Annotated in this window: 22 protein-coding genes; 1 reads left to right on the top strand and 21 read right to left on the bottom strand. The window is 58.5% G+C overall.

Translation table 11 applies throughout. The features are described 5' to 3' along the window. Nucleotides 1-35 precede the first annotated feature (35 nt). The 16 genes from R8871_RS29415 to R8871_RS29340 form a co-directional block, all read right to left on the bottom strand. Nucleotides 36-680, bottom strand: coding sequence for a hypothetical protein (locus R8871_RS29415; protein WP_175053622.1), 645 nt, complete (start codon nt 678-680; stop codon nt 36-38). Between the two features lie 249 nt (nt 681-929). Continuing rightward, nucleotides 930-1,238 (bottom strand): hypothetical protein, encoded by a 309-nt coding sequence (locus tag R8871_RS29410; protein ID WP_175053621.1) that lies wholly within the window; start codon nt 1,236-1,238, stop codon nt 930-932. A gap of 150 nt (nt 1,239-1,388) precedes the next feature. Continuing rightward, nucleotides 1,389-1,568 (bottom strand): hypothetical protein, encoded by a 180-nt coding sequence (locus tag R8871_RS29405; protein ID WP_175053620.1) that lies wholly within the window; start codon nt 1,566-1,568, stop codon nt 1,389-1,391. Between the two features lie 324 nt (nt 1,569-1,892). Next, on the bottom strand, nt 1,893-2,162 hold the full coding sequence (locus R8871_RS29400) for a hypothetical protein (protein WP_175053619.1): 270 nt from the start codon (nt 2,160-2,162) through the stop codon (nt 1,893-1,895). Between the two features lie 109 nt (nt 2,163-2,271). Then, nucleotides 2,272-2,619 (bottom strand): hypothetical protein, encoded by a 348-nt coding sequence (locus R8871_RS29395; protein WP_175053618.1) that lies wholly within the window; start codon nt 2,617-2,619, stop codon nt 2,272-2,274. A 71-nt stretch (nt 2,620-2,690) separates the two neighbouring features. After that, a complete protein-coding gene (locus tag R8871_RS29390; protein ID WP_175053617.1) occupies nt 2,691-3,878 on the bottom strand; it encodes a glycosyltransferase in 1,188 nt (395 codons plus the stop codon). A 109-nt stretch (nt 3,879-3,987) separates the two neighbouring features. Then, the gene (locus R8871_RS29385) at nt 3,988-5,187 is read right to left on the bottom strand and encodes a glycosyl hydrolase family 8 (RefSeq protein ID WP_217468924.1); all 1,200 of its coding nucleotides are present in this window, start codon (nt 5,185-5,187) and stop codon (nt 3,988-3,990) included. A 251-nt stretch (nt 5,188-5,438) separates the two neighbouring features. Then, a complete protein-coding gene (locus R8871_RS29380; protein WP_175053616.1) occupies nt 5,439-6,734 on the bottom strand; it encodes a sensor histidine kinase in 1,296 nt (431 codons plus the stop codon). Nucleotides 6,735-6,737: 3 nt separating this feature from the next. Further along, a complete protein-coding gene (locus R8871_RS29375; RefSeq protein ID WP_175053615.1) occupies nt 6,738-7,436 on the bottom strand; it encodes a response regulator in 699 nt (232 codons plus the stop codon). A 31-nt stretch (nt 7,437-7,467) separates the two neighbouring features. Then, nucleotides 7,468-8,328 (bottom strand): polysaccharide deacetylase family protein, encoded by an 861-nt coding sequence (locus R8871_RS29370; protein WP_217468923.1) that lies wholly within the window; start codon nt 8,326-8,328, stop codon nt 7,468-7,470. A 346-nt stretch (nt 8,329-8,674) separates the two neighbouring features. Next, complete coding sequence (locus R8871_RS29365; RefSeq protein WP_175053736.1) at nt 8,675-10,348, bottom strand: FAD-dependent oxidoreductase; 1,674 nt, start codon at nt 10,346-10,348, stop codon at nt 8,675-8,677. A 224-nt stretch (nt 10,349-10,572) separates the two neighbouring features. Further along, nucleotides 10,573-11,055, bottom strand: a complete 483-nt coding sequence (locus tag R8871_RS29360; protein WP_175053614.1) for a MarR family winged helix-turn-helix transcriptional regulator — start codon at nt 11,053-11,055, stop codon at nt 10,573-10,575. A 289-nt stretch (nt 11,056-11,344) separates the two neighbouring features. Beyond that, entirely contained in the window at nt 11,345-12,499 is a 1,155-nt protein-coding gene (locus tag R8871_RS29355; RefSeq protein WP_175053613.1) for an ABC transporter substrate-binding protein, read from the bottom strand. A 38-nt stretch (nt 12,500-12,537) separates the two neighbouring features. Beyond that, the gene (locus tag R8871_RS29350) at nt 12,538-14,082 is read right to left on the bottom strand and encodes a DUF6351 family protein (protein WP_175053612.1); all 1,545 of its coding nucleotides are present in this window, start codon (nt 14,080-14,082) and stop codon (nt 12,538-12,540) included. Nucleotides 14,083-14,489: 407 nt separating this feature from the next. Continuing rightward, nucleotides 14,490-15,695, bottom strand: coding sequence for an acyl-CoA dehydrogenase family protein (locus tag R8871_RS29345; RefSeq protein ID WP_175053611.1), 1,206 nt, complete (start codon nt 15,693-15,695; stop codon nt 14,490-14,492). Between the two features lie 47 nt (nt 15,696-15,742). Then, a complete protein-coding gene (locus R8871_RS29340; protein ID WP_246287859.1) occupies nt 15,743-16,201 on the bottom strand; it encodes a flavin reductase family protein in 459 nt (152 codons plus the stop codon). 388 nt (nt 16,202-16,589) lie between these two features. Here R8871_RS29340 and R8871_RS29335 point away from each other — a divergent pair, with 388 nt between their 5' ends. Next, nucleotides 16,590-17,276, top strand: a complete 687-nt coding sequence (locus R8871_RS29335; RefSeq protein ID WP_175053609.1) for a Crp/Fnr family transcriptional regulator — start codon at nt 16,590-16,592, stop codon at nt 17,274-17,276. A 42-nt stretch (nt 17,277-17,318) separates the two neighbouring features. On the opposite strand, the gene R8871_RS29330 is transcribed toward R8871_RS29335, so the two are convergent. From R8871_RS29330 to R8871_RS29310, 5 genes are all read right to left on the bottom strand, one after another. Further along, nucleotides 17,319-18,695, bottom strand: coding sequence for an amidase family protein (locus R8871_RS29330; RefSeq protein ID WP_175053608.1), 1,377 nt, complete (start codon nt 18,693-18,695; stop codon nt 17,319-17,321). Nucleotides 18,696-18,775: 80 nt separating this feature from the next. Next, nucleotides 18,776-19,504, bottom strand: coding sequence for an ABC transporter ATP-binding protein (locus tag R8871_RS29325; protein WP_175053607.1), 729 nt, complete (start codon nt 19,502-19,504; stop codon nt 18,776-18,778). Beyond that, nucleotides 19,501-21,291, bottom strand: a complete 1,791-nt coding sequence (locus tag R8871_RS29320) for a branched-chain amino acid ABC transporter ATP-binding protein/permease (RefSeq protein WP_175053606.1) — start codon at nt 21,289-21,291, stop codon at nt 19,501-19,503. The genes R8871_RS29325 and R8871_RS29320 overlap by 4 nt, the downstream gene beginning before the upstream one ends. Beyond that, on the bottom strand, nt 21,281-22,309 hold the full coding sequence (locus R8871_RS29315) for a branched-chain amino acid ABC transporter permease (RefSeq protein ID WP_175053605.1): 1,029 nt from the start codon (nt 22,307-22,309) through the stop codon (nt 21,281-21,283). The genes R8871_RS29320 and R8871_RS29315 overlap by 11 nt, the downstream gene beginning before the upstream one ends. Nucleotides 22,310-22,312: 3 nt before the next feature. Beyond that, nucleotides 22,313-23,488, bottom strand: coding sequence for an ABC transporter substrate-binding protein (locus tag R8871_RS29310; protein WP_175053604.1), 1,176 nt, complete (start codon nt 23,486-23,488; stop codon nt 22,313-22,315). Between the last annotated feature and the right edge of the window lie 69 nt (nt 23,489-23,557).

Raw genomic sequence — 23,557 nt, 5'->3', positions numbered from 1 at the left:
TGGCCTCGCGGCGACGGACTTTCGTTGAGGCGAATTCAACCGCGATTGCCTTCGCAATCCGTCCACAACCGCAGCGGATCGCGGTGAAGCGGATACTGCTTGTCGAGCCATGCCGACAGTCGCGTCCAGTCAGGGTGGTTGGTCCCCGTCTTCGCGGACCATGTCGACGACCTCTCGAGAATCTGTCCGTTCTCGCGATCGCGGACAAGCAGACTGCCGAGACCACTCGAACTGTTCTCCTGCGTTTCGACCCGATATCGCGGCAGCAGCCTCACTTCAGCATCCCCTCCCCAGCCGTACACGGCCCGGACCACACCCGTTGCGTCCTTTAACTCGATTGGGCCGCTGGCCGGCCGAGCGGCGGCCCAACCTTCAGGAAATTCCGCGACGACCTCATTGCCGCTTTCCCGGACCCATTTCATACGCCAGGCACGCTCCATCGCATCGCGCACGTGCGATACCGACTCGTACCCCGGAGGCAACTCGATCGCGGCGGGCAAAGTAACGAGGTTATCTTTCCAAAGCTTGGCCTCATCACGATCGCGTCGATCGGTTGTTCTGGATACTTCTTCTCCGAACGGGTTATCAGGCCGGCTTGCGAGATGAGCGCCGCTTTGCTGCAGGTCGGGGAAAAGACCGTCTGCATCACGACGCGTTAGTTTTGGCTTTCCGTTTTTCATGGTGTCTCGCTGAAAGGCGCTCTCAAGAACGACCAATTTACATTAAACATGGCGACGCTCTGTGCAACGGCGCAATTATGCAGGCCACGGCGACCGCCAGTTCAATATGTTCCGCCTCGAAGGCAAGCAGGAAGGCGCGCCGCCTTGCACGTCGATTTACGGTCTATGCAAATGATTTTTCGAGGACACCGCAACCGTGCGCAACGACGGCATCGCTACGCCAAGGTCCACCTGACCGAATGTGGGCGGTCAAACGTGCGGCAGGTCGTCAATACATTTTTCGACGTGCTCGCCAGGGACATCGGTGTCAATCCCGTCATGGCCGTCGGCGTGGGCAACCGACACGATTTTAGGCCCCAGAAACCGTATGCCGCCGAGCGTAAAAAGGGACCAAACAGCATTCCGCCGCCGGATCGCGGCCGTGACTTCGGCCACCTCGACTATCGACGTGGGGGACAACCAGTCGCGTGTGGCCGGGTCGACGGGGGCCCAACGCACATGAGTAATCCTGTCGTTCGCCGGATTGATGCGAATGGCGTCTATAGCAAACGTAGCCATATCTGCCTCCATCATTCTGCCAAAGGGATCAAACCATTATGCGCTGCTTCCCTTTCTGATTCACCGGCCAATTTCCCTGCCGGATTATCTACGACGGCGACGCGCCGTGCCTTGAGCGCGATGGTCTGCGGAATGTGTTCGCAGCGTTGGTCACGAGACCGCGTCGTCGCTCTGGACAAGCTTCGGGCGCCCCGTTGCGTCTGGACCTGAGTCCACCAGCTTGTTGCGGTAGTCGCAGGCAGGACAGAGGAAAAAGAATCCTTGTCCATCCAGTTCCGGCTCGACTCGATCGAAGTCGAACGACACATTGCAGTTTCGACAGGTCCACATAGCGGCCTCCGTCGGTATCTTCGAAGAATCCCCGTATGAAGGATACTAGCCGCTAGCCGACTCTCCGGCGCGAGAGAATCAGTGCTGCCCCGCGTTCAGGAGCATCCAGATCTGCCGCGTGGGTGCACCTGCGAGAATGCGTGCAAACACGGCGCCGCACCGCACGCAGGTGTAATGCTCTTCTGCACGCGTATCCTTCACTACGCCGACACCGTTGGGTGTCAGGTCGTCATGCGGAGCCGCGGGAGCCGGCTGCCCGTACAGATCAGCGCACCGTGCGCATGGTTGAATCCAGAGTTCCATTTTGAACAACGAGCGCAGTGATCAACCGTTACCGGCAACGGTGCCGCCGTCGACCATCATGTCGACGCGCCGCTTGCCTTCGACATACCCAGCCTCGCGGGCTGCTTCTTCGCTGCCGAACGTGGCGACAAGTTCCTGGAAGCGAAAGCTCTGCCCGGCGAGATGGGCATCGGAACCGTGGCGGCAGATATAGGCCGAGTAATGCCACAAGGTGGTTGGGGCCGGGGGACCGTATGCAAGAATCGGCAGGACCCAGACTTCGTATCCGTTATGTTCGATCTTGTCCCACATGGCTGTCTCCATCGTGATCGTCGAGGCATCGTAGCACGCTGCATGCTGCTCGATACGGATCTCGCTTCAAACATGACCACGCACCGGCTTCCCGGTCGCTAACGTTGCTTTAACAGGAACTGTTGCGCGTTCCGACGTCGCCCGCGCCCAGCAGATCTCCATAGCTTACGACAGCGTTGATCCATTTCCTGAGTTCCTCGCGCTCCAGATCGAGCAACCGGTCCGGCAAGCCCGAGTCATTGGCGGCGCCCAGCATGTTGTGAAGCGCGAGGAACGCCAGGGTCTGCGAATACATCACATGAGAAAGACGTAAGCGCATTTCCGGGTGCGCCTGACCGGCGGCATGGGTATCTTCAATTGCGTGCGCGAGCTTCTCGCTGATATAGGCCAGCGGGACACCGTCACGGGTTTCCCGAGTTGTATACGCTGCGCCGTTGGATGACAGTGGTGAATTCATAAGTAACTGGATGTTATTGATTCGATTCTGGAGCGCCACAGTGGTCAGGCGTGTTCAGCACACTCGCTCAATTACGACGCGCTTGAGGCCGTGCGCCCCCGCGCCACCCGTTGAGCAAGATCTTTTTCTGCTGCCAACGGCGAGACTCTTGATAGGCACTCGACGTAAACTGCCTCCGTACGGGCCGCGAACGTCTGCAATGAAAACTCCGCCTCGCTCTTGGCACGTGCAGCGGCGCCGGCACGCTCGACCTCGGACGGATTGCACAGCAAAAGCATAAGAAGCTGCGCGATATAGCCGTGTCCACCTGGCGGGACAAGCCACCCATCCTCGCCAGCGGTTACGTTCTCCGGAAGGCCGCCTGTGTCGGAGACAATCACCGGCTTACCCATCGCCATCATCTCCCGGCACGCGAATGAGAGCGTCTCGCGCTGGGAAAGCACAAAGCCCACATCCAGAAGCGCGACTGCCGGCCGAACGTCCCGAAGCATTCCGGTGTAGATCACCTGCCGCGTCATCCCCAGTGCCGCCACCCTTGAGCGCTGCGTTGCATCGGGCAACTGACCCGCGAGAACAATGCGGACGCGCTTGCGTAGTGGATCGGGCAACATGGCGACAGCAGTCACCATGTCCAGCCAGCCTTTGTTGTCATCCATGCCCGCAATGCTGCCGACTACCAGCGCATCCTCTGGAATCCCGGGCAAAAAGCGGCTTCGAATCCTGCTAACGGCAGCAGCACTCACAGGTGCGAAGCGGCCGAGATCGATACCGTGCCGCACAACCCAATTAACCTTGCGTCCATAGACCGTTTGCGCCAGCCGGCGGCGTGTGTACGCTGAAACACAAATGACCGAATCGGTCCCCAACGTGCCTTTGAGCCATGTGGTCACGCTCTTCGCAGGCAAATCATTGTGTTTCGTAAAGACGATACAGGGGCTGTCTCTGCCCAATCCCGTCGTCGCGAGCATCGCGATCCGATGATCCGCCGAGCCATTGACGTGCACGATATCGAAACCGTTCTTTTCGATCAGACGGCGCAGCGCCAGCCCGGTTCCGATCATCGATGTCAGCGTATTGCGAAAACCCATCGCAACGACTTCGACACCGGGAATCTGCCTCGCGTACAGATAGAGCCGGCTTGAGCGGGGTGCCGCAATCGTCACGCGATGGCGCCCTCCCAGTGCTGCAGCCAGGTTGAGAATATAGGTCGTATGACCGCCTCCATCACCCGTGTGAAAGTTGGTGTAGAGAATCTTCATAGCAACAGGTCGCCTCAAAATTTCCGATTTACTCGAGCCGGTAGTACGCGGGTCTCCAGACTGCAAGCGCTGACAACGCAGTACCTGTACGGCGATTTCATTCACTACATCAGGGCTGCAACCAGGCGCCCGACATGACGATCATCGACAATAGCTTTAGCGTATTGCCGTAGTAGTCGTTGTTGTCCAGGCTCTGGCCACGCAGGTTTTCCCAGATCGCGTTCAGCCATTCCTGGTTGTCCGCGTGGATCATTGCCGACACGCCCAATGCGGAAACAAAAGCCAGGCTGTTCCTACCCTCAGCTACCACAGGCACGCCATTCAGATGGTAGGTACTGGCGAACGACGCGGGGTCTCCAGCCGTGGTGGAGCGCGCCCAACGGTTGAACGTGCCGAGTGCACTGAACGCACGCGGCTCGCCGTACAGCAGATAGTCCATGCCGACCCGCCACGGATAGCGAGCCGCGTTCCACGAATACTCGCCGTCCCTCGGGTCTCCGACCAAATTTGGCTTCGCCGGCTTGGGCTCCCCATCGAGGTTGGCGATAAAGTCCGGCATCAACGCGGTTTTCGAACTGTAGTGCTGCTGGATCTCGCCGACGATCACATAGGTTCGGTCCCGCACCGCCAGCCATCTTGCATCGCCACTGTCGGTGAAGAAAGCCTTCAGGTGCGATTGCATGAAATCGGATGAACGTGTCGTGTACTCGATCGCCGGGTCGCCATCTGTTCCGGCCCAATCGCCGATCATCAGATGTTTGCCAGTGGGGTGCACTTCATACTGCAGAATGGCTTGCATCACCGCCCGCGCTTCCTGACGATAGTTGATTGCGCCGTCGCTACCCCATTGCCGGTCGGCCAGCAACAATGCATACGCAATGTCCAGATCACCGTCGGTTGCACTAACTTTCCCGCGGAATCTGCCTGCCGAGTTGGCGCAACCTTCTACCTGATTCCAGGCCATCAGATGCGGGCTCGACTCCGCCGGGTGGTCGCGGAAATACCGGACCATACCGTCGAAGATATCGCGAGCGTCGTTGTCATGTGCCGCCATCATGACGGTGATCAACATGCCGTAACCGTGGGCTTCCGATACGGTGATTGTCTTCGGCGCCGTATCCCCGCCAACAGGCCGGTGATCCGCATTGACCTTGACGAAATAGCGCCCGTCTCCGCATTCCTGCACCACGTACCTGGTTTTCCATGCTTTGTAGAATGCCTGCACCTGGCTGTCGCGCTCAGCCGCTGAAATGTGGTTGGGCAGGATCGAGCCCGTGACATAGGGCTGTGCCGTCAAGACTTTCTGCACGCTGCGCTTTCCCGCTTCGGATCTGGCAGTGGCATCTTCTCCGCCGCCGCAGGCGCCGAGGCACGCTGTTGCACAAAGAATCATGAACTTTGATTTGATGTCCCGCATGAGATTCCTGGTCGGTTCGTTGCAGATAAGTTGTGATCGAGCGCAGCGTCAACATCACAGTCAGCGCACAACGTCTGAAACGAGCATAAATGACAGGTACACGCAGTGTTGTCACCGCGAGTAACAGGGCAAACACCGCAGGGTCATGCGGGCAACGGCAGGGTCACGCGGAAGCACGCACCGCCCAACGCACTGGTTGAAATGCCGATGCTGCCGCCTTGCAAATAAACTGCCCGCCGTACCAGCGCGAGTCCGAGCCCGAATCCCGCTCTCTCCTCCCCGCCAGGCGCGAGCCGGACAAAAGGTTCGAACACGCGTTCGCGATCCTCCGCGGCAATGCCGGGGCCATCGTCCTCGACCGCCAGGATCATCTGTCGAGTCGAGGCGAGGCGAGCCCTCACAATGACGTGGGAACGACCATGCGCAACCGCGTTCTCAAACAGATTGCGTGCAATCAGATGCAGCAGGTCTCTGTCGCCCATGAATTGGAGATTTTCAGGTTGTGCAGTGACTTCGATCACAAGTCCTTTGTCCTCGACATCCATGCGCTCTTCTTGCAGCCATGTGAGAACCGCGATGGGTTCACGGGCGATGCGCGCCGGTGCATCGGTCAGTCTGGCGAAACGCAGACTCGCACGTACGAGCGATTCGAGCCGGTCAACATCCAGTTGCAGTCGTTCTTGCAAACGGCTCCGGGTCGCGACGTCCTCGCTCCTGCCAAGCAGCATCATGGCAAAGCGCATCCGCGCAAGAGGGGTACGCAACTCGTGCGAGACCGCTTGCGACACCTCCTTGTGACGCTCGTTCATGGCAGACAGATCTTCGACGTGCTTGCGCATGGCGAGCACCAGCGGCATCCATTCCCTGTCGACGGCGGGCAGCATAACGGCCGGCGATCGCACCATGCCGGCAAGGCAGGCCGTGATCTCCTGCAAGTCGCGGCACCATCGTCGTTTGCGACGCCAGGCAGCGATCGAAAAACCCACGATGGGAGCACTCGCGGCCACAGCGGTCAAAAGAAAAACTGGAGAACCTAGTACATCAACCAGCGCAGCGCTGCCCCACATCGGTCCGAACTGAATCAGCGTGTCGTTGTCGAGTGAGAAGTAGGCGATCTCCTCATCACTATTCTGTGCCGCCTGCTGGTGCAGGAGCATGGTGCGCGCTTGCGGCGGCAGTTCAACGCTGTCGGTCGCGACTAGCTCGATCGGATACTGGAAGCGCTGGCGAAGCGATATCAACCGCTGCTCGCGCTGCGCCGTCGACAGCGGTCGAAGTTGCTCTGCAAGCAGGTAGCCGGGACCGGTCATCAACTGGCGGAAACTGTACTCGCTGATGCCGACCGCAGCGGAGGCCGACAGCCACAACAGGCCAAGGATTGAGCCAGTCCATCCAATGCCGATAGCAATGATCGACCAACGCCTCAGTGAAAACCGCATGGACTACTCCTCGCCCGACATCTCGGCAAACAGGTAGCCGTGCGTAGTGATCGTGCGGATCGTCACCGGGCAATGCAGGTTCGCCAATTTTTTCCGCAGGCGCGACACACGCATGTCGATCGATCGATTGAGGCCGTCGTACTCCACGCCGCGGAGGTTCTGGAGCAATTGGTCCCGATTGAGCGGCGTGCCGGCATGGCGAGCGAATATCGACAGGAGGTCGAACTCCGCCACCGAAAACGCGACGGCCTTATCGTCCAGCCAGGCCCTTCGGGCATGGAGGTCAAGCCGGAAACGCCCAAACGCGTGGTCGAACACCCGGCCAGGCTTGGGGCGGCGAATGTCCCTTCGCAACAAGGCGCGAATACGGGCCACGAGCAATAGAGGATCGATCGGTTTGACGACAAAGTCGTCAGCGCCGACATGGAAACCCATCAACTGTTCTACGTCCTCGTCCAGTGCCGTCATCATGAGAATCCGCCCCGAATAAGAGGACCGAATCTCGCGGCACAAGGAAAATCCATCCATGCCCGGCAGCATGACGTCCATAACGAGCAGATCCGGGCGTACCGCATCGATCATCTTCACAGCCACGTCGCCGCGGTGAGCAATCGCAACCTCGAAATTCTCAGAGCGCAAGAACTCAGCCGTCAGTGCTGCGAGCGGAAGGTCGTCTTCGATCAACAGGAGTGTGTCTGGCATGGCGACGCAGTGTCCATCGTGTAGAGAATCCTCATGAACGCACGCGCTTTCCGAGTTCTCTAACTCGTTTGAACCAGTAATAAGCGGCGCCCCACTGTGGATGCTGATAGCGGCGTACCTTGCGCGCCAGCCACTCCCCGCTCTTGCCGTTGTCCGCCATGCGATGAATCTCGTATGGATCGCTACCCGGGCTGTTGCGGCGAGTGTTCCTCGTTGTGTACAGGTATTCGAAACCGGCGGCTCTTGCAGCCTCGACATAGTCGTCGTCGTAATAGCCTTCTGGCCAGCACAGATGCGTCGATACCGCACCGATGCGCTCGGTCAGAATACATCTGGATATTTCGATATCCTGTGCGATTCGATGCCGCTTGCTAACCGGATCACGGCACAATATGTCCCAGCGGCGATGACTGTGCGTGTGGCTATGGAACTCAAACGTTCCGGCCTTTCGCATGAGTTCGATCTCGCTCCAACGCACCGTGACATCGTCCGATCGGCCCGCCTGGACGCGTTGCTCGCACTCTGCGTGCGACATGCTCCTGGCCGCGCGAGCTGTCATGACTGGCCGAACTGGACCGTCATGAATGCGACCAGTCACGAGAAACATGACAGCATTGAAACCGTAACGCTCGAGACAAGGATGCGCGTGAATATAGTTGTCCAGGTATCCGTCGTCGAATGTCAAAAGAATCGATTTTTCGGGCATGGGCGCACCGCGCAGGAAGCGCGCGAATTCATCCGCGGTGAGCGTGACATATCCATTGCGTGCCAGCCAGTTCATCTGGGATTCGAAACACTGGGGTGAGATATTCAGCGCGCCATTCGACTCAGAAACATGGTGGTACATGAGTACCGGCAGCGAGAGAGCGAACGATTCCATCGACGATTTCATCTACTATGAAATTCCAGATTTTCAGAGCGATTGCCAGGCGGAAATCCAAGCCTCTCTGTTGATGAGATCAGGCAAATCGACTATTGATGTCGACCGTGTATTACCGTTTTTTACAAGAACGGGCGAATGTTAAGCGGAAGTATTTCTTCCGTCCACGACCCGTTTGTCTGGATTTGTGTACTTTTGTCGCGGGCTATGCGCTTGATGCGGCATGGACGGAAAGTCGTCCAGATTTTGACGCGGAGTGGTTACGACCATTGGTTGTAACCACCCGCATGAAGTACGTGTCGCTACGGCGTTGCATGGTCCGAACGGACGCTATTTTGCCGACACTCGCAGCTAGACCTCACTCATACAGAGCCAGATATTCATGAAGCGACTGGAGGACAGCGGCGCCCTCTCCCACAGCAGCTGCAACCCTCTTCACCGAACCACTGCGAACGTCGCCAACGGCAAAGATGCCTTGCCGGCTCGTCTCCAGAAATCGGGGTGGACGATCTGGCGGACACGCCTTAAGTGCGTCGGTGCCGGTGAGCACGAAGCCGTTCTTGTCCAGCGCGACACAATCGCCGAGCCAGCCGGTACTGGGCTGCGCACCGAGAAACAGGAAGACGTGCCGGATCGGCTTTTGTTCGACCTGCCCTTGCCGGTCCCATTTGACCGATTCAAGCCGCTCATCGCCGTACAGTTCCACGACCTGAGTCCGCTGATGAACGGTTATGTTGGACGCCGCATCGATCCGTCGGATCAGATAATTCGACATGCTCGTAGCGAGTCCGTCACCGCGAATCACGATGTGGACATGCCGCGCAAATCCAGCGAGAAAAACCGCTGCCTGACCGGCTGAGTTTCCGCCACCGACGATAATCAATTCTTCGTTGGCGCAAAACGCGGCTTCCATGAACGTGGCGCTGTAGTAAACGCCACGCCCCTCGAAATTCTCAAGGCGGTCCAGCGGCGGTTTCCGATAACGCGCGCCAGTCGCGACGACGACGGCGCGGGCATACACGTGCTCGTCGTAATTGAGCCGAATGTGAAACGGCGGTGCGTCCTGGCAATCGATGCCGAGCGCCTCAATGGGTACACCGACTTCGGCGCCAAATTTACGGCATTGCGACAGGCCACGGCCCGCAAGCGCCTGCCCCGAGATACCCGTTGGGAACCCGAAGTAATTTTCTATCTTTGAACTGGTGCCCGCCTGGCCACCCGGCGCCTTGGTGTCGAGGACCGCGACCTTCAAGCCTTCCGAGGCCGCGTATACCGCGGCCGCAAGACCTGCCGGTCCGGCGCCCACCACGACCACATCGAACCGCTCGCCATTCAGCTTGTCGGGACTGAGACCAACTGCATCGGCCACGGCGCGGTGGGTCGGGCTCTTCAGAACGTGACCTTGTAGCGTGATGACCACCGGTATATCTGCTTCTGTCGCGCCGTTGCGTTCGAGAAGCGCTCGCGCTTCCTCATGCTCGACGACATCGAAGTAGGCCGATGGCTGACCGTTGCGGCTCAGAAAATGCCGAAGACGGAACGTGGCCGCAGACGCTGCACTGCCAATGACCAGAATCCCCCCGCTCTGATCCCGAATGAAAGCGACTCGGCGCAGAATGAACGCACGCATGATCGTTTCGCTCAATTCGGCTTCCGCGATGACGAGCGCGCGCAGCGATTCCTCGTCGATCACGATGACTTCGCAATCACTGGTGGCGCGTGCCGACGCAACCGCGGCGCGGCCGGCAAGTGTTCCGACCTCACCAGTGAAGCAGCCTGGACCGTGCGAGCCCAGCACGTGGAGACCGTCTCCTGAGCCTCTCGTCGCCTCGATCGTTCCTGAGACGATGGCGAACATGGGAATGTGCCGTTCGCCTTCGGAGAACAGCACGTCGCCCGTGTTCAGCCTGCGCCGCTCACCGTACCTCTCCAATAGTGCAAACTGTCTTTCATTCAGCGTTGGAAAAATCTGGTGGTGGCGACTGCCGCCTGACACCAGTTCTTCATATTCGCCCGACGATTTATCGCTCATGGAGAGATTCCAGATGAGTGGGCACAGAGTGTGACCCGGGTGAGCACCTTGAGGGCAGGAATAATCAAAAGGATTCGAGACTGCGATCCACAATATCTGGACTGATTGTGTACCTGAATTTCGGTCGCAGTAAAGTGCGAGAAAGTGTGGGACACGACGGCTCGCCGGCACGCTGGATGGCAATGGCAGCGCGCCTACTCGATGCTTGCTGCGTCCTCTCAGCTTTAGCGACGCGATCGGGGTTTACGCGGACGGTCTTCCTGTTCTGGTTCAGAAGGGATCACGTACGGCTCGAGCTCCACCAGGATCTCGTCGAGCCTGATACGCAGTTCCTTTGGCACCCGCGCCATCATCTCGGCATAGGCCTCAGTTGTAACCTGGCGCATGGCCTCTATTTTTTTCAGGCCATCAGGCGTCAATTCAACACACTTCTGCCTGCGATCCTCGGCCGCCTCCCGACGATCCACTACGCCCTCCCGATACAGTCCGTCGACCATCCGGCTGGCCGCAGCATGACTCAGGCCAGTTGCCTCGGCCAGCTCAGCAATGGTCTGCGAATCGTGATGATGGAGGTGGAACAGAGAGATGACGCGCGCGAAGGTCACGTCGCCACTTAACATCGTCGACGCGTGGTGAAATACCCGCGAGGCAACCAACCCATACAGGAGTTCAAGTTTGCGCCCGATGCCGGTTGCACTACCTTTCATGCGCCTGTCCATTTCCGACGAATATTTGCATTGCGATACCCTGTGTTTACAGATTCCTCGCCACGGGCCGCCGTATGAAGGCAACGTGAAGGAGTGCGTGCCGGCACACCTTCGATGCGTGGCAGCTGTTCAGGTTGGATTTTCGCAGATATTCGCAGAAAGGACGTCAGTTGTATTCACGCACGCATCTAGTGCGGTCTGACTGTTCTGGCAGGTAGGAATTATGTCCAGCATGAGTTGAACTGGCGCCGCGGGCTCGACACCAGCTTCAACTCCAGGCGCTACACGCTCAGTCGTTGCGCAGCTTCCACCGCCCGTCAACGATTTCGACGATTACTCTCGCACGCCGATCAAGACCATTGTGATCCGTTTTAGTCGTGTTCATGACGCCATGGGACAAGGGCAAATCCTTCACGTTCTCAAGTGCCGCGCGCAAGGCTTCGCGGAACTCGGGTGTGCCAGGCTGGGCCTTTTTAAGGGCCTCCGGAATCGCCCGCTGCAACATCTGACCCGCATCCCACGCGTGCCCGCCGAATGTCGCCACCGAGCCCGCCCCGTATGCCTTCTCATAAGCGGCCTTATAGGCAAGCGATGACTGCTTGACCGGATTCGAATCGGACAACTGGTCCGCAACGAGGATCGGTCCCGCAGGCAACAACTCACCCTCACAATCCTTGCCGCATACGCGCAGGAAGTCGTTATTCGCTACCCCGTGCGTCTGGTAAATAGCGCCCTTGTAGCCCCGCTCTTTCAGAGTTTTGGCAGGCAAAGCCGCTGGCGTTCCGGCACCGGCCACCAGCACGGCGTCTGGTGACGCCGCCAAGGTCTTCAATACCTGACCGGTCACCGACGAATCCGTCCGGTTAAAACGCTCATTCGCGACGATCTTCAGATGATGAGCCGACGCCGCCGCGCTGAATACGCTATACCAGCCATCACCGTAGGCGTCCGCAAAGCCGATGTAGCCGACGGTATGCACACCGTGCGCCTCCATATATCCGGCAATGGCGTCTGCCATCAGACTGTCGTTCTGCGGCGTCTTGAACACCCAAGCGCGCTTCGCATCCATTGGCGCGATGATCGCCGCGGATGCCGCAAGCGAAATCATCGGCGTGTGCCCCTCGGACACGGTGTCGACCATGGCGAGGGAATTCGGCGTGACCGTCGAGCCGACAATCGCATCGACATGCTCTTCGTCGATCAGCTTGCGGGCGTTCTGCACAGCACGCCCCGTATCCGATGCGTCGTCGAGCACGATGTACTGGATGCTCTTGCCGCCGATCTCCTTCGGCAACAATGCGATCGTGTTCTTTTCCGGCACCCCGAGCGAAGCTGCCGGTCCCGTGGTCGACAGCGTCACGCCTATCTTGACCTGCGCCTGCGCCGCGACTGAAACGAATAACGTGGTCGCGAGCAGGCTCAGCATTGATGTAGCGAGTTTCATAAGTTTGCCCCGTTTTATTGGCAGGTTTCCACGCGTGTCTAGCTAGCGGCACAGGTGTAGCTGGCCGCGGCGCTCACGTTGCCAGAGCCCGAATAGTGCGGCACGGTCGGGTACGGGCAGTCCGGCAGAGACGACGTGGCATTGCCGTTGGAATCGAATTTCGTCAGTACCAGTTGCCCCGGGGCGGTACCCTGTTCGACCCACGCGATCATCGCGCCGAGATAGTCTGTCTGATCAGGACCGTTGCCACCGAGTACGTGGCCCACTCCTGGTTCGAGGTAGAAGCGTGCATTGCCTCCGGCGGACCCGGCAAGCTGTACGACGGTTTGCCAGTTACGCAGATGGTCGCGTGGTGAAATCAATGGGTCGGCTGCGCCGTTGAACGAAATCAGCTTTTTGCCCGCCATCAGATATTGCGCGATGGCCTGCAGGTTGTGATCCGCTCCCACGTTTTGCAGCCCTGCGGCAATGACCGGATACGAGGTGTCGACGTTGAAGTTCGCTTGCAGACTGCCTGATACCGTTGCGGGCAGCAGCCAATTCGCATTGCCCGTACCGATCGCCGCGAAGCCGCCACCCAGCCCGCCGTATGAGCCGACCCCGAACATGGAGCCGAAGTCCGCCCAGTTGTAGCCGGAAAACAGTAACTGGCCGCCGCTTGTCGACAATGGTGCGACTATCCGCTGCACGGTTTGCAACTGCGCCGCCGAAAGACAGGTTGCCGCGGGCGCACCGGATGCACCACACTGCAAGGTCGATGGATCAAAGGTACAGGCAGCAGGATTCAGGATCACCCCGTTGGCATTCCCGCATTGCGCGACTGCCGCGGAATACGCTGCTGTCCACTGTGCACTGGAGGGCATCGCAGCGGAACCGGCAAGCGTTGCTATATTGAGCATCGCCGTTACCTGAGTTCCCATGTTCATGCTCTCGTCGCCGGCGATGATGCCGTCGTAGTCCCCCGGCTGATTCTGGGCGGCCAGATAGGCCTCGCGGCCACCGTTCGACGCGCCGCTGAAGTACGTATATTTCGGCGCGGAGCCGTAAAAGGCGGTAATCACTGCCTTGGCGAAATGAACCGTGATACCCGTCGATGCATACGCGTAGTCCTTCTCCGCCGTTGCATTCGTCAGCAGATCCGCTGGATTGCCGGTACGGTTGCCGCCATTCGAAGCGGTATAGGCAATCCCCCGCGCCAATGGCTTGATGAGCGGGAACTGTGCGGATGTTGCTTCGACGGTTGGAATGCTCCCATCGAAACCACCGCCACCTTGCTGGAGCAGCCGCTTCGACCAGTTGTCGGGAAGATCGACCTCGATGTCGAGTGTGGTACTGGCGGCTCCAGTTGCACTGACCTTGCAATAACCGGGGTTGCCACCAGCGGCCGCGATGCGTGAAGTTGCCGTCACCGTAATGCCATTGAACTGCTGCCCATTTATCTTCGTGCACAGCGCCGCATAATCGACTGGCGCCGGCGACGCGACATTGTCTGAACTGCCACAGCCCGAAAGTGCGAGGACGCACCCTCCCACCGCCAATGCGACAACGAATCGCCTGGCATTGCATTCAATCCAGCTCTTCACGTTGGTATCTCCAGATATAGGTGTCTTATTTATTGCCGTCGCGGCCGGAGAGTCGGGTTCTTCGCTTTCGTCGGCACGAGCAGGATCGCTGCCCGGCAACGGGAAGTAGATGGGTAATCTGAAGGAACACATCCGCCTGATTGAGCGGGGCCGGATATTAATAAACCGTCCGGTCGTTCAATCAATGTGTGTAACGTTAGGATCGTTTTGACTTGACGCCAAGCGGGGTTAACCCGCTTGACTGGTGAGATAGGCGATTGCCCCGCGGGCGGAGCGTAGAAAAAAACTAGGCTTAGCTGAATAATGCTCATGCACATGTACCTACTGTGTGCAGTATATGCGCCTACGCATCTAATCGACGCAACATATACGGCGCCAGCGAAAATCTTTCAAGCACCGGCGTCTCGTCAGATTCGCGCATTCGCCGGCAGCGGCATACCCAGCAAAACGCGGCCATACAGTTCAGCGGATGGATTCACTTGCATCAGGAAGTGAGAGGCCATGCTGTGCAAGTCGCGGAAGTACCGCTCCACCGGGCCAGTCGGCATCAGACTTCCGCCGAGATTGCGCACCAGGTCGTCAGCAGCGGCGAGCGCCATATCGCAAATAATGGCCCCATCCGTTCGATATCGCGCGCGCTGCTCCACCGAGAACTCTTTTCCTTCTGCCGCCCAGTCCCACATCTCGTCCACGTCGTGCATGAGTAGATTGAACGCCCCTTCAATTTTCGCCGCTGCTTTACCGAGCTCCGCCAGTGTGAAGCGGTCTTCGGTTTGCGGCGAGTTCAAGCCAGCAGGAATCCGCTTGCGCACAGTGTCGGCATGGATGTCCAGCAGGCCGTGTGCCACGGATGCAATGGCGGCCGCGACAGACATAACAAACAGGCTGGTGTGCGGAATGCGATACATCGGGCTTTTGTTGCGCTCTCGCCCCGGATACGCAATGCACTGCACATCGGTCCACTTGATACTGCGGTAGACCGGGACCCGCTCGTTGTCGAGATAAACGTCCTTGCTGCCCGTCCCCTTCATTCCGAAGACGTTCCAGCTCTCGTGGTCAATGCGAAAGCTGCTCCGGGGGACAAGAAGCAACCTCAGTTCTCTGACACCTTCGGTGGTTGGCACATCGACCAACACGCTTGCCCAATCGGCGACATCGATACCCGATGCGTAAGTCCATTTGCCGTTCAGGACAAAATGCTCTCCGTCCAGGCTGGCGTCGACCCCACGCCCTACGTTTCCGGTAAGCGCGATAACAACAGCGTCCTGGCCGCCCGCAAATACGTCGTCCTGTGCTCGCTCGCCGAACATGCCGGCCATCCACGGATGCAACCCGGCAAGGCCCAGTATCCAGGCTGTCGCGCTATCGCCGCGGGCAACTTCGCGGCAGACACGCCACAAGACCGACGGACGCAATCCGTAGCCACCGTTTTCGACAGACTGGCAGATTCTGAAAAAACCGGCTGCACGGAGCTGGTTGGCGACATCATTTGAAATGCGCTTCGCATTGTCGTGCCCCGCTCCTTGTTCCTTCAACATCGGAATCATCAACCTTGCCCGCTCAATCAAGGTCTCGGCATTGGGAATATGGTCAATCATTTGAGTCTGCACCATGAAAAGTCGTGACTGAATTGGCTCAACGGCGACGCTTGCGTTCCAGACTAGCTGTCGAGCTCGATGCCGAGATACTTGCCCGCCGCGTAAATAAGCGCAGGCGCCGGCGGGTCAACTGAATACATGTCGACAACTTCACCGACGACAACATGATGGTCGCCAAGCTGCTGAAGATTGCTGACATGACAAACGAACGTAGCATTTGCGCCTTCCAGTACGGGGGCGGAAGCAGCATTCAAGTCCCACGTGCCTATCGCGCCGCGATGTGCCTGACCGCCGTAGTATCGCGAGACGTCATCCTGACCGGAGGAAAGGATATTCACCGAGAACGTTCTTGATTGCTTCAGATGCGGAAGAAACGAGCTCTCGTTCCGAACGCAGAATAAAAGCAGCAAGGGAGCCAGACTCACCGGGCAGACTGCGTTGGCAGTCATAGCTGCCACTCCGGACTGTCTATCCTCGGATGCGACGGCGATGACCGTAACACCAGTAACGAATCGACTCATTAAAGTTCGAAATCGCGCGTGAGTTGCGATGGTTGACATTCAGGTCTCCAAAAAAGCGGCCTGCAGGTAATGTATCTGGACGCTTTCGTCAGCCCACGTATCCGCTGATACGAGCCTCATAAAAAATAGTTCTGGAGGCGATCGGGCACTGCGGCGGTGCCGGCTCACGTAGTTGGTGCGGTTGTTCCCCAGTAAATGAAGGACTCGCACGTGCGTCTGCATGCACAGGCTCGGGAAAGACCCACTACCGTTGGAATGGAAGTTGCATAAAGTTGCAACTGACATGCGTGCGCTGAAGCGCCATACCGACTGGCTCGCGTGCTGCAGCGCATGAAGATTCAACCTGCCGTTAGTTATGACGGCGCGGCTAACGAAATGGTGGTACGCGATGGGCACTCATCAACTCTCCGGCGAGACGATCTCAACTGAGACCTGGCACATGGATAAGGTTGCGGCGAACGTCTTTATGAACGCGGAGCACCTTGGCAAGCGACAGGTCCTGCAGAAAGACACGACGTTGTACCGTCAGGGGGAAACTGGCACCTCGTTCTTCTTTCTTGTCAGCGGGCGAGTCCAGGTGGGCGTTTTTCAGGAGGACGGCACGGAATTCATCCTTGAATTAATGGGCCCCTGGTCGCTCATTGGGGAGGGCACCGCAATCGCCGGTCAGCGCCGGATGACCACAGCGATTGCGTTGGAACCCTGTGTTGTAGTCAAGTTTGACTACGCGACTATCAAGCCCGCGTTCACCGCAAACATCGAGTTTGCAACAACCCTGATGGAGGTCATCGCGATCAAGCAGTGGGTCCTGGGGATGCGGATTCAGTTCATGGCCATGCCGAAGCCGGAACTGCGAATTGTTGAACTACTGAGTCGCCTCGCGAACCTTTATGGCGAAGCGGATGAAGTCGGCGTGCGCATCCGGACGCCATTGACGCATGAGCAGGTCGCAAGTCTGACAGGAACAAGTCGGGTCACGGTGACGCGCACGATTACCCGACTCAAATCGGAAGGGGTAATACTGAACGAAGGGCAGCACTTCTGGGTGCTTGACCAGCGTCGGTTAAGCGCCTGAAAACGGCCGGCATTGCTTATGTGCCGGCCTGCATTTCAAAGATCAGGCTACCTGTCGCTTCGGAAGGTGCTGCTCGAGCCATGACGCGAGCCTCAGGAGCACGTCTTCCCGGCACTTCGCCGCGACGAGCTGTATCCCTACCGGCAGCGCCGAGCCCTCGGGCCAGAACGGCACCGTCATGGCCGGCGCCTGAGTCAGGTTGAATGCCGGCGTATACGGATTCCACGAAAGCCAGTCGTCGTCTGCGGCATCGGATGGCACATTCCTGCCGGCCTCGAAAGGCAGAATGGGCGTAGTGGGCAACATGAGCACGTCAATTTCATCGAACAACGCGCAGAATCTGCCACTCAGTGTGTCTCGTTGCAGCGCTGCCCGTTGGACGTCCGCAAACGTCGCATTGCGTACAGGCTCGACGAACTGGAGAAGCCCGGGATCCAGGTGCTCACGTTGTTCCGCCGGAACACTATTCACCGCAGTGAAACAGCCCAGCCGATACAGGAACGCTCCCGTTCGGGACGCATGGTGTACGTCGAAATCCACCGTGCGCATGTTGAAGCCACTACTCCAAAGAAGTCCATACGTCTGGTCCATGGCGTGCTTGATTACATCAACGCTACCCTCCCATTGGAGCGGATTGAGCAAACCGACACGGAGTTCGGTTGGTGATACCCGCGACCTGAAGTCAACGGGCGCGAGGCCAATCGAAGTCCAGTCTCGAGGGCTTGGACCGCTGATGACATCCATCACGGCAGCGAGGTCATCCACACCGGCGGCAATCGGACCGTAATGCGCAACGCTGAAGTACGAACTCGCCGGCGGCGTAATCGGCACGCGCCCGAACGTCGGCTTCAAACCAAAGGTCCCCGTAAACGCCGCAGGAATGCGAATCGACCCAGCCGCGTCGCTGCCAATCGAAACCCGTACAACACCTGCCGCAACGGCGGCGCTACATCCACCGCTGCTGCCACCGGGAGTCAACTCAGGGTTGAGCGGATTGCGCGTGATGCCGTAGCCCGGGCTATCGGTCACCCCCTTCCACGCGAACTCCGGCATCCGGGTCTTTCCGATGAGTATCGCGCCTGCTGCGACCAGGCGAGCCGTTACTTCTGCGTTCTCCGTCGCCGGCTCGGCCGATGTGACCACAGACCCCTTGCGCGATGGCCAGCCTTCCCGTAAGGCGCCATCCTTTAGCGCAATCGGCATCCCATCTATGTCGCTCAGCGGTGCACTCTCACGCCATCGCTTCTCGGACGCACGCGCCGCCGCGATTGCGCGCTCAGCATCGATAAGCGCGAACGCGTTCAACTTTCCATTCACCGCGTCCGCATGCTCAAGCGACGACTTAATTACATCGACAGGCGATATCTCGCCGCGCCTATACAGCGCTCTCAATGATTCGAAGGACTGTTCATGTAGCATAAGTGCTTCTCTAAAATAGCTTCGCGGCATCACACTATTGTGATCACCGTTCTTTTCCTGTGTGCTGAGTAAGCGCCTTATCAAGCGGCCATTCGTTTTACCCCAAGGTAAATGTCACTCAAGTGAGGATCAGCGGCAAGCTCTGCCCCAGTACCCGCTTTTATAATTCTGCCCAGCTCGATCAGGTATGCACGGTTGGCCGCATTCAAGGCAAGCCGCGCGTTCTGCTCGACCAGGATTACCGTCAGGCCCTCCTTGCGCTGCAGATCAACAATCACTTCCATAATCTGCTGGACAACAAGCGGAGCCAAACCGATTGAAGGCTCGTCAAGAAGGAGAAGCCTGGGTCGCGCGATAAGGGCTCGACCTATCGCGACCATCTGCTGCTGTCCACCCGACAGGGTGCCGGCGAGCTGCTCCTGGCGCTCCTCCAGAATCGGAAAAAGAGAATAGATACGCTTGACCTCGTCCGCGAAATTGATGCGGCCACGGTTCGCGTAGATCCCAAGCTGAAGGTTGTCCCGCACAGACATTGAATTGAAGAGAGAGCGCTTTTCCGGAACCAGATACATCCCGAGGCGAACGCGGTCCTCTACCGGTGTCCGCCCAAGCGACTTGCCGCAGAAGTGCACATCCCCCGAGGCAGCGGGTACTGCGCCCATCACGCAGCGCAACAAGCTCGACTTGCCGGCGCCGTTGGCACCAATGAGCGAGACGAGTTCTCCGGGGCAAACGTGGAAGGACATCTCACTGACCGCGCTCACCTGCCCGTACTTCACGCTCAGGCTTTCGACGTCGAGAATGTTCATGCTTCCGCTCCCAGATACGCATGGATAACATCGGAATTCTGCTGGACCTCGTGAGGCATACCTTCGGCCAGAACACTTCCGTAGTTGAGTACGAACAGATAGTCCGCACAGCCCATCACCAGTTCCATGTCATGTTCGACAATCAGAACGGTCATACCGTCGTCGTCGCGCAGCGATTGAAGTAGTTGGGAAAGCCGCTGCTTCTCGGGCGAACGCAGGCCCGCCGCCGGTTCATCGAGCAGCAGGATGGACGGACGCGCCATCAGAGCCCGCGCGATTTCGACGAGGCGCTGACTGCCCAACGGAAGATCAGAAATGCGTGTGTTGGCGATTTCAAGCAGCCCGACGCGCCGCAATGCAGCGAGCGCCTCGGCCACCATGCCGGCCTCCTCGTGCCGGTCCGCCCCGATGGCAGCAGCTAGAAGCCCGCTCTTCCCCCGGCTATATCCACCGATGAGCACGTTCTGCAGAACGTCTAGTTCCTGAACCAGCTGCACGTGCTGGAACGTCCTGGCGATACCGCATGAAATAACCTTGCGGAGTTTGTTTGGCAGAGGCTGTCCACTCACGGTGACGCCGCCGCTGCTGGCTGGAAACACGCCGGTCATGACATTGAAGAGCGTTGACTTCCCCGCCCCATTGGGACCAATCAAACCTGTAATCGTGTGCGCAGGCACGTTGACGTCCACCTCGCACAGAGCCGTCAAACCGCCAAAGCGTTTCGTCACGCCCTTGGCGCTGAGCGTAGCGGGCTCTCGCACGGTATCGCGCACGGTCGCAACGGGTACGTCATGCGCCACGTCGTAGCTACTCGTTATGCCTGCCCAGGTGAGCAGCCCGTCGGGCCACTTGAGCAGAGCGACGATGAGCACCGCTCCCAGAACCATCGACTCGACCTGGCCAGGCAGACCAAGAACATTCGCAATGACATGCTGGCCTGTCAGCTCAAGCAAGTTGAAGAACATGACGCCCAGCAGTGCGCCCAACGGATGCGCCACGCCGCCGAGCACAGTCATGATCAGCAGATTGACCGACGCACCGAGCGAAAATGACGACGGACTCAGAAATTGCATGTAGTACGCGTAGAGGGAACCGGCCAGACCTCCCAGCGCGGCAGAAAGGACGAACACCTGCGTCTTGACCCGCGCCACATCAGCGCCAAACGCACTGGCCATCGTGCTGTTGCTCTTGAGAGCGCGCGCCACCCGGCCGACGCGGCTGCGGTAAATCCGGCGATATGCGAAGAAAACCAGCACGACAACCGCCCAGATAAGCGTGGCCATCCCCCGCGCCTCCATCGAAACGCCCCAAAGACCAAGGGAAGGAATTCCTGTCAGCCCTGAAGCTCCCCCAGTAAGGTCAATTTCGGCGACGAAGCAGGCAGAAATCGCCATGCCGTACGCCAACGTGGCGAGTGGCAGATAATGCCCTCTCATGCCGAGTGTCAGCACGCCCAGGAACCAGCCAATAACAGCACATAAAGCGGTGGCGAGAGGAATGGCCACGAGGGGCGGCACACCCAACTTCAAGGTCATCAGCGAAGATGCATAGGCGCCCAACCCTAGAAACGCGGCATGGCCAAGAGAAAGTTGGCCAGTTGCAAGTAGAAAAGCGAGCCCGAGCACAACAATCGAATTGACCCCGGCGACTGCGACCAGACCGACGTAATACGTTGAAGAGAACATCAGCGACAGAAGCACCGCAGCGAAAATCACAACAACCACCACGTGTTCGCGCTTGAGGCGGGCGAAGGCGGTAGGCGACCTCGACGTTTCGTCAATGTTCATTGAGCTCGCCCCCAAGTCGCGTACTGCGCCACAAAAGAATTGGAATGACCAGCGAGAACACCCACGCGTCACGTAGCGAACTGCTGAAGAAAGATGAGAACGACTCGAACACACCGACCAGAAATACGCCTGCGAGCGAGAGCGGGTAATTGATGAGTCCGCCCATGGTTGCACCAACAAAGCCCTTCAACCCCACCACAAAACCCATCTCGTAGTTCGCCGTCACAAGCGGTGCGAGTAACATGCCGCTCAGCGCCGACATACCTGCCGCGATGAAGTAGCTCAGGCGACCGACCACCCCCACGGGTATGCCGCAGTACAACGCTCCGTCGCGGTTGATTGAAGCGGCTCGCAGCGCCTTTCCGACAAGCGAAAAGCGGAAGAAGAGGAACAGCGCCGCCGTCATGACAATCGCTGCCGACAGGATGATCACCGACTGCATCGCAATATCCACGTTGGCAACACTAAATCTAAGGTCGCTGAGCGGTGGCACGGTTCTGGGATCTGCGCCCCATAGCAGAAGTGCGAGCGGATGGAGAATGAGCGAAACACCTACCGAACAGATCAACAGCACGACCGGTGAATTGCCGGGATTAGGTTCTACGGTCAATCTGTAGATGAGCGGCCCCATCGTCGCAACAAGCGCAAGCGCGGCTCCCATCTGCAATACGGTGGAACTCGTATGGCAGGCGGCATACGCCAACGCAGTAAGAATCGTGCCGCACACCCCATACCTGATCACAAGCTTCAGCGGGCTACGGCGAAACCTCATGGCTTGCAGCGCATCGAGAAGCAGGCACACTGCGCCCGTGCCAAGAACAACATAGAGCAGCGATGTCAGCGAGCCTTCCATGAAACTCGCAAACGACAGTGCGCCGAATGTCAGAAACTCGCCTTGGGCAACGTTGACCACGCGCGTTGTGGTGTAAACGAGGACGAGGGATAGTCCAACCAGCGCATAGACGGCACCGTTCGTGATGCCGTCGACTCCAAGGAAGAGGGTTGAAAACCAATCCATTTTCTAGTCCTTCAACAGGACAAATTGCCCGTTCTTCACCTGGACGAGAAACAACGTGCGCACGTCGAGACCCACGTGGTCCGTAGACGAGTAGTTGAAAATGCCGACCGTGCCGACGTAATCGTGCGTGTTTTCAAGCACGTTGCGGATGTCCATTCGCCGCTGCGCAAGGTCGCCTTTCTTCCCCGACGCCGTATAACGTTTAAGCGCGTCGAGGGCGAGACCAACGGCGTCGTAGCCCTGCGTCGCGAAGATCTCGGCCTTGCCCTGCCCATACCTGGTGTCGTAGGCGTTCACGAACGAAGTGATGACGGGCACCAGCGGGTTATCCTTTGGCAGGTCCTTATAGACCGTAATCGGCGTAGCACCCACAATCGCGCCTTCGACCGACGACTTGCCGATTGCGAGAAAGCTGGACGTCGGCGCGCCCGCGCCATGGTAAATCGGCCCTTTATAGCCGACCCGCTTCAACGCTTCGTGCGCGAGAGCGGCAGAAGGCGGGATCGCATGGAAGTAGACCGCATCGGGATTGGCGCGAAGCACTCTGAGCGCCTGCGGGGCGAAATTCGTGTCGGCACGCGAGAAGCGCTCATCCGCCACAATCTTGATGCCCTTCTTTTCCGCGAGCTGTTTGAACTCGACCCAACCGCCCTCTCCATATGCGTCGTCGAGGCCCATAAACGCGATCGTCCTGATGCCCTTCCTCTTCATTTCGTCGAGCGTGTAGTTAATCATCAGCCGGTCCGTGATGGGCGTCTTGAACATATAGCGCTTTTCGGACACCGGCTCGACCACTGCTGCCCCCGCCGACATCGAAATAGACGTGACCTTCGCGTCTTCCACCACCTTGTCGATTGCAAGCGAGGAAGGCGTCGTCGTACAGCAAACGACGATATCGACCTTGTCGTCCTGGATGAGCTTGCGAACGGCATTGACCGACTTCGTCGGATCGGAGGCGTCGTCGTACTTGATGAACTGAACCGTGAAGGGAAGATTCTTCTGGGCCGCGAGCTGCTCTTCGTACAGTGCAATCGCGTTGTTTGCCGGCGCCGCGATAACTGACGCTGAACCCGTAGTCGCGGTAACGACACCGATTTTATAGTTGGGTTTCTCCTGGGCTTGACTGCTGGCGAAAGCAGTTAAGAGGGCCAGTCCGAAAAATACAGCCACGAATCGCATAGCTTCTCCACCTTGATTGGATTTGACTTACTTCGATGGCCCGAGTGGGTCCCCGCCTGCGAATTATTG

The organism is Paraburkholderia sediminicola (genome assembly GCF_902859805.1).
GTDB lineage: Bacteria > Pseudomonadota > Gammaproteobacteria > Burkholderiales > Burkholderiaceae > Paraburkholderia > Paraburkholderia sediminicola.
The sequence above is the reverse complement of the archived record's forward strand: the minus strand, read 5'-3'. Positions and strand labels throughout refer to the sequence as shown.

What these genes read in the sequence shown, in the direction of transcription:
- R8871_RS29415 (WP_175053622.1), bottom strand. Translation starts at nt 680, where the DNA reads ATGAAAAACGGAAAGCCAAAACTAACGCGTCGTGATGCAGACGGTCTT.
- R8871_RS29355 (WP_175053613.1), bottom strand. Translation starts at nt 12,499, where the DNA reads ATGAAACTCGCTACATCAATGCTGAGCCTGCTCGCGACCACGTTATTC.
- R8871_RS29405 (WP_175053620.1), bottom strand. Translation starts at nt 1,568, where the DNA reads ATGTGGACCTGTCGAAACTGCAATGTGTCGTTCGACTTCGATCGAGTC.
- R8871_RS29395 (WP_175053618.1), bottom strand. Translation starts at nt 2,619, where the DNA reads ATGAATTCACCACTGTCATCCAACGGCGCAGCGTATACAACTCGGGAA.
- R8871_RS29380 (WP_175053616.1), bottom strand. Translation starts at nt 6,734, where the DNA reads ATGCGGTTTTCACTGAGGCGTTGGTCGATCATTGCTATCGGCATTGGA.
- R8871_RS29390 (WP_175053617.1), bottom strand. Translation starts at nt 3,878, where the DNA reads ATGAAGATTCTCTACACCAACTTTCACACGGGTGATGGAGGCGGTCAT.
- R8871_RS29365 (WP_175053736.1), bottom strand. Translation starts at nt 10,348, where the DNA reads ATGAGCGATAAATCGTCGGGCGAATATGAAGAACTGGTGTCAGGCGGC.
- R8871_RS29335 (WP_175053609.1), top strand. Translation starts at nt 16,590, where the DNA reads ATGGGCACTCATCAACTCTCCGGCGAGACGATCTCAACTGAGACCTGG.
- R8871_RS29320 (WP_175053606.1), bottom strand. Translation starts at nt 21,291, where the DNA reads ATGAACATTGACGAAACGTCGAGGTCGCCTACCGCCTTCGCCCGCCTC.
- R8871_RS29345 (WP_175053611.1), bottom strand. Translation starts at nt 15,695, where the DNA reads ATGGTGCAGACTCAAATGATTGACCATATTCCCAATGCCGAGACCTTG.
- R8871_RS29315 (WP_175053605.1), bottom strand. Translation starts at nt 22,309, where the DNA reads ATGGATTGGTTTTCAACCCTCTTCCTTGGAGTCGACGGCATCACGAAC.
- R8871_RS29310 (WP_175053604.1), bottom strand. Translation starts at nt 23,488, where the DNA reads ATGCGATTCGTGGCTGTATTTTTCGGACTGGCCCTCTTAACTGCTTTC.
- R8871_RS29370 (WP_217468923.1), bottom strand. Translation starts at nt 8,328, where the DNA reads ATGAAATCGTCGATGGAATCGTTCGCTCTCTCGCTGCCGGTACTCATG.
- R8871_RS29325 (WP_175053607.1), bottom strand. Translation starts at nt 19,504, where the DNA reads ATGAACATTCTCGACGTCGAAAGCCTGAGCGTGAAGTACGGGCAGGTG.
- R8871_RS29330 (WP_175053608.1), bottom strand. Translation starts at nt 18,695, where the DNA reads ATGCTACATGAACAGTCCTTCGAATCATTGAGAGCGCTGTATAGGCGC.
- R8871_RS29400 (WP_175053619.1), bottom strand. Translation starts at nt 2,162, where the DNA reads ATGTGGGACAAGATCGAACATAACGGATACGAAGTCTGGGTCCTGCCG.
- R8871_RS29410 (WP_175053621.1), bottom strand. Translation starts at nt 1,238, where the DNA reads ATGGCTACGTTTGCTATAGACGCCATTCGCATCAATCCGGCGAACGAC.
- R8871_RS29375 (WP_175053615.1), bottom strand. Translation starts at nt 7,436, where the DNA reads ATGCCAGACACACTCCTGTTGATCGAAGACGACCTTCCGCTCGCAGCA.
- R8871_RS29360 (WP_175053614.1), bottom strand. Translation starts at nt 11,055, where the DNA reads ATGAAAGGTAGTGCAACCGGCATCGGGCGCAAACTTGAACTCCTGTAT.
- R8871_RS29340 (WP_246287859.1), bottom strand. Translation starts at nt 16,201, where the DNA reads ATGAGTCGATTCGTTACTGGTGTTACGGTCATCGCCGTCGCATCCGAG.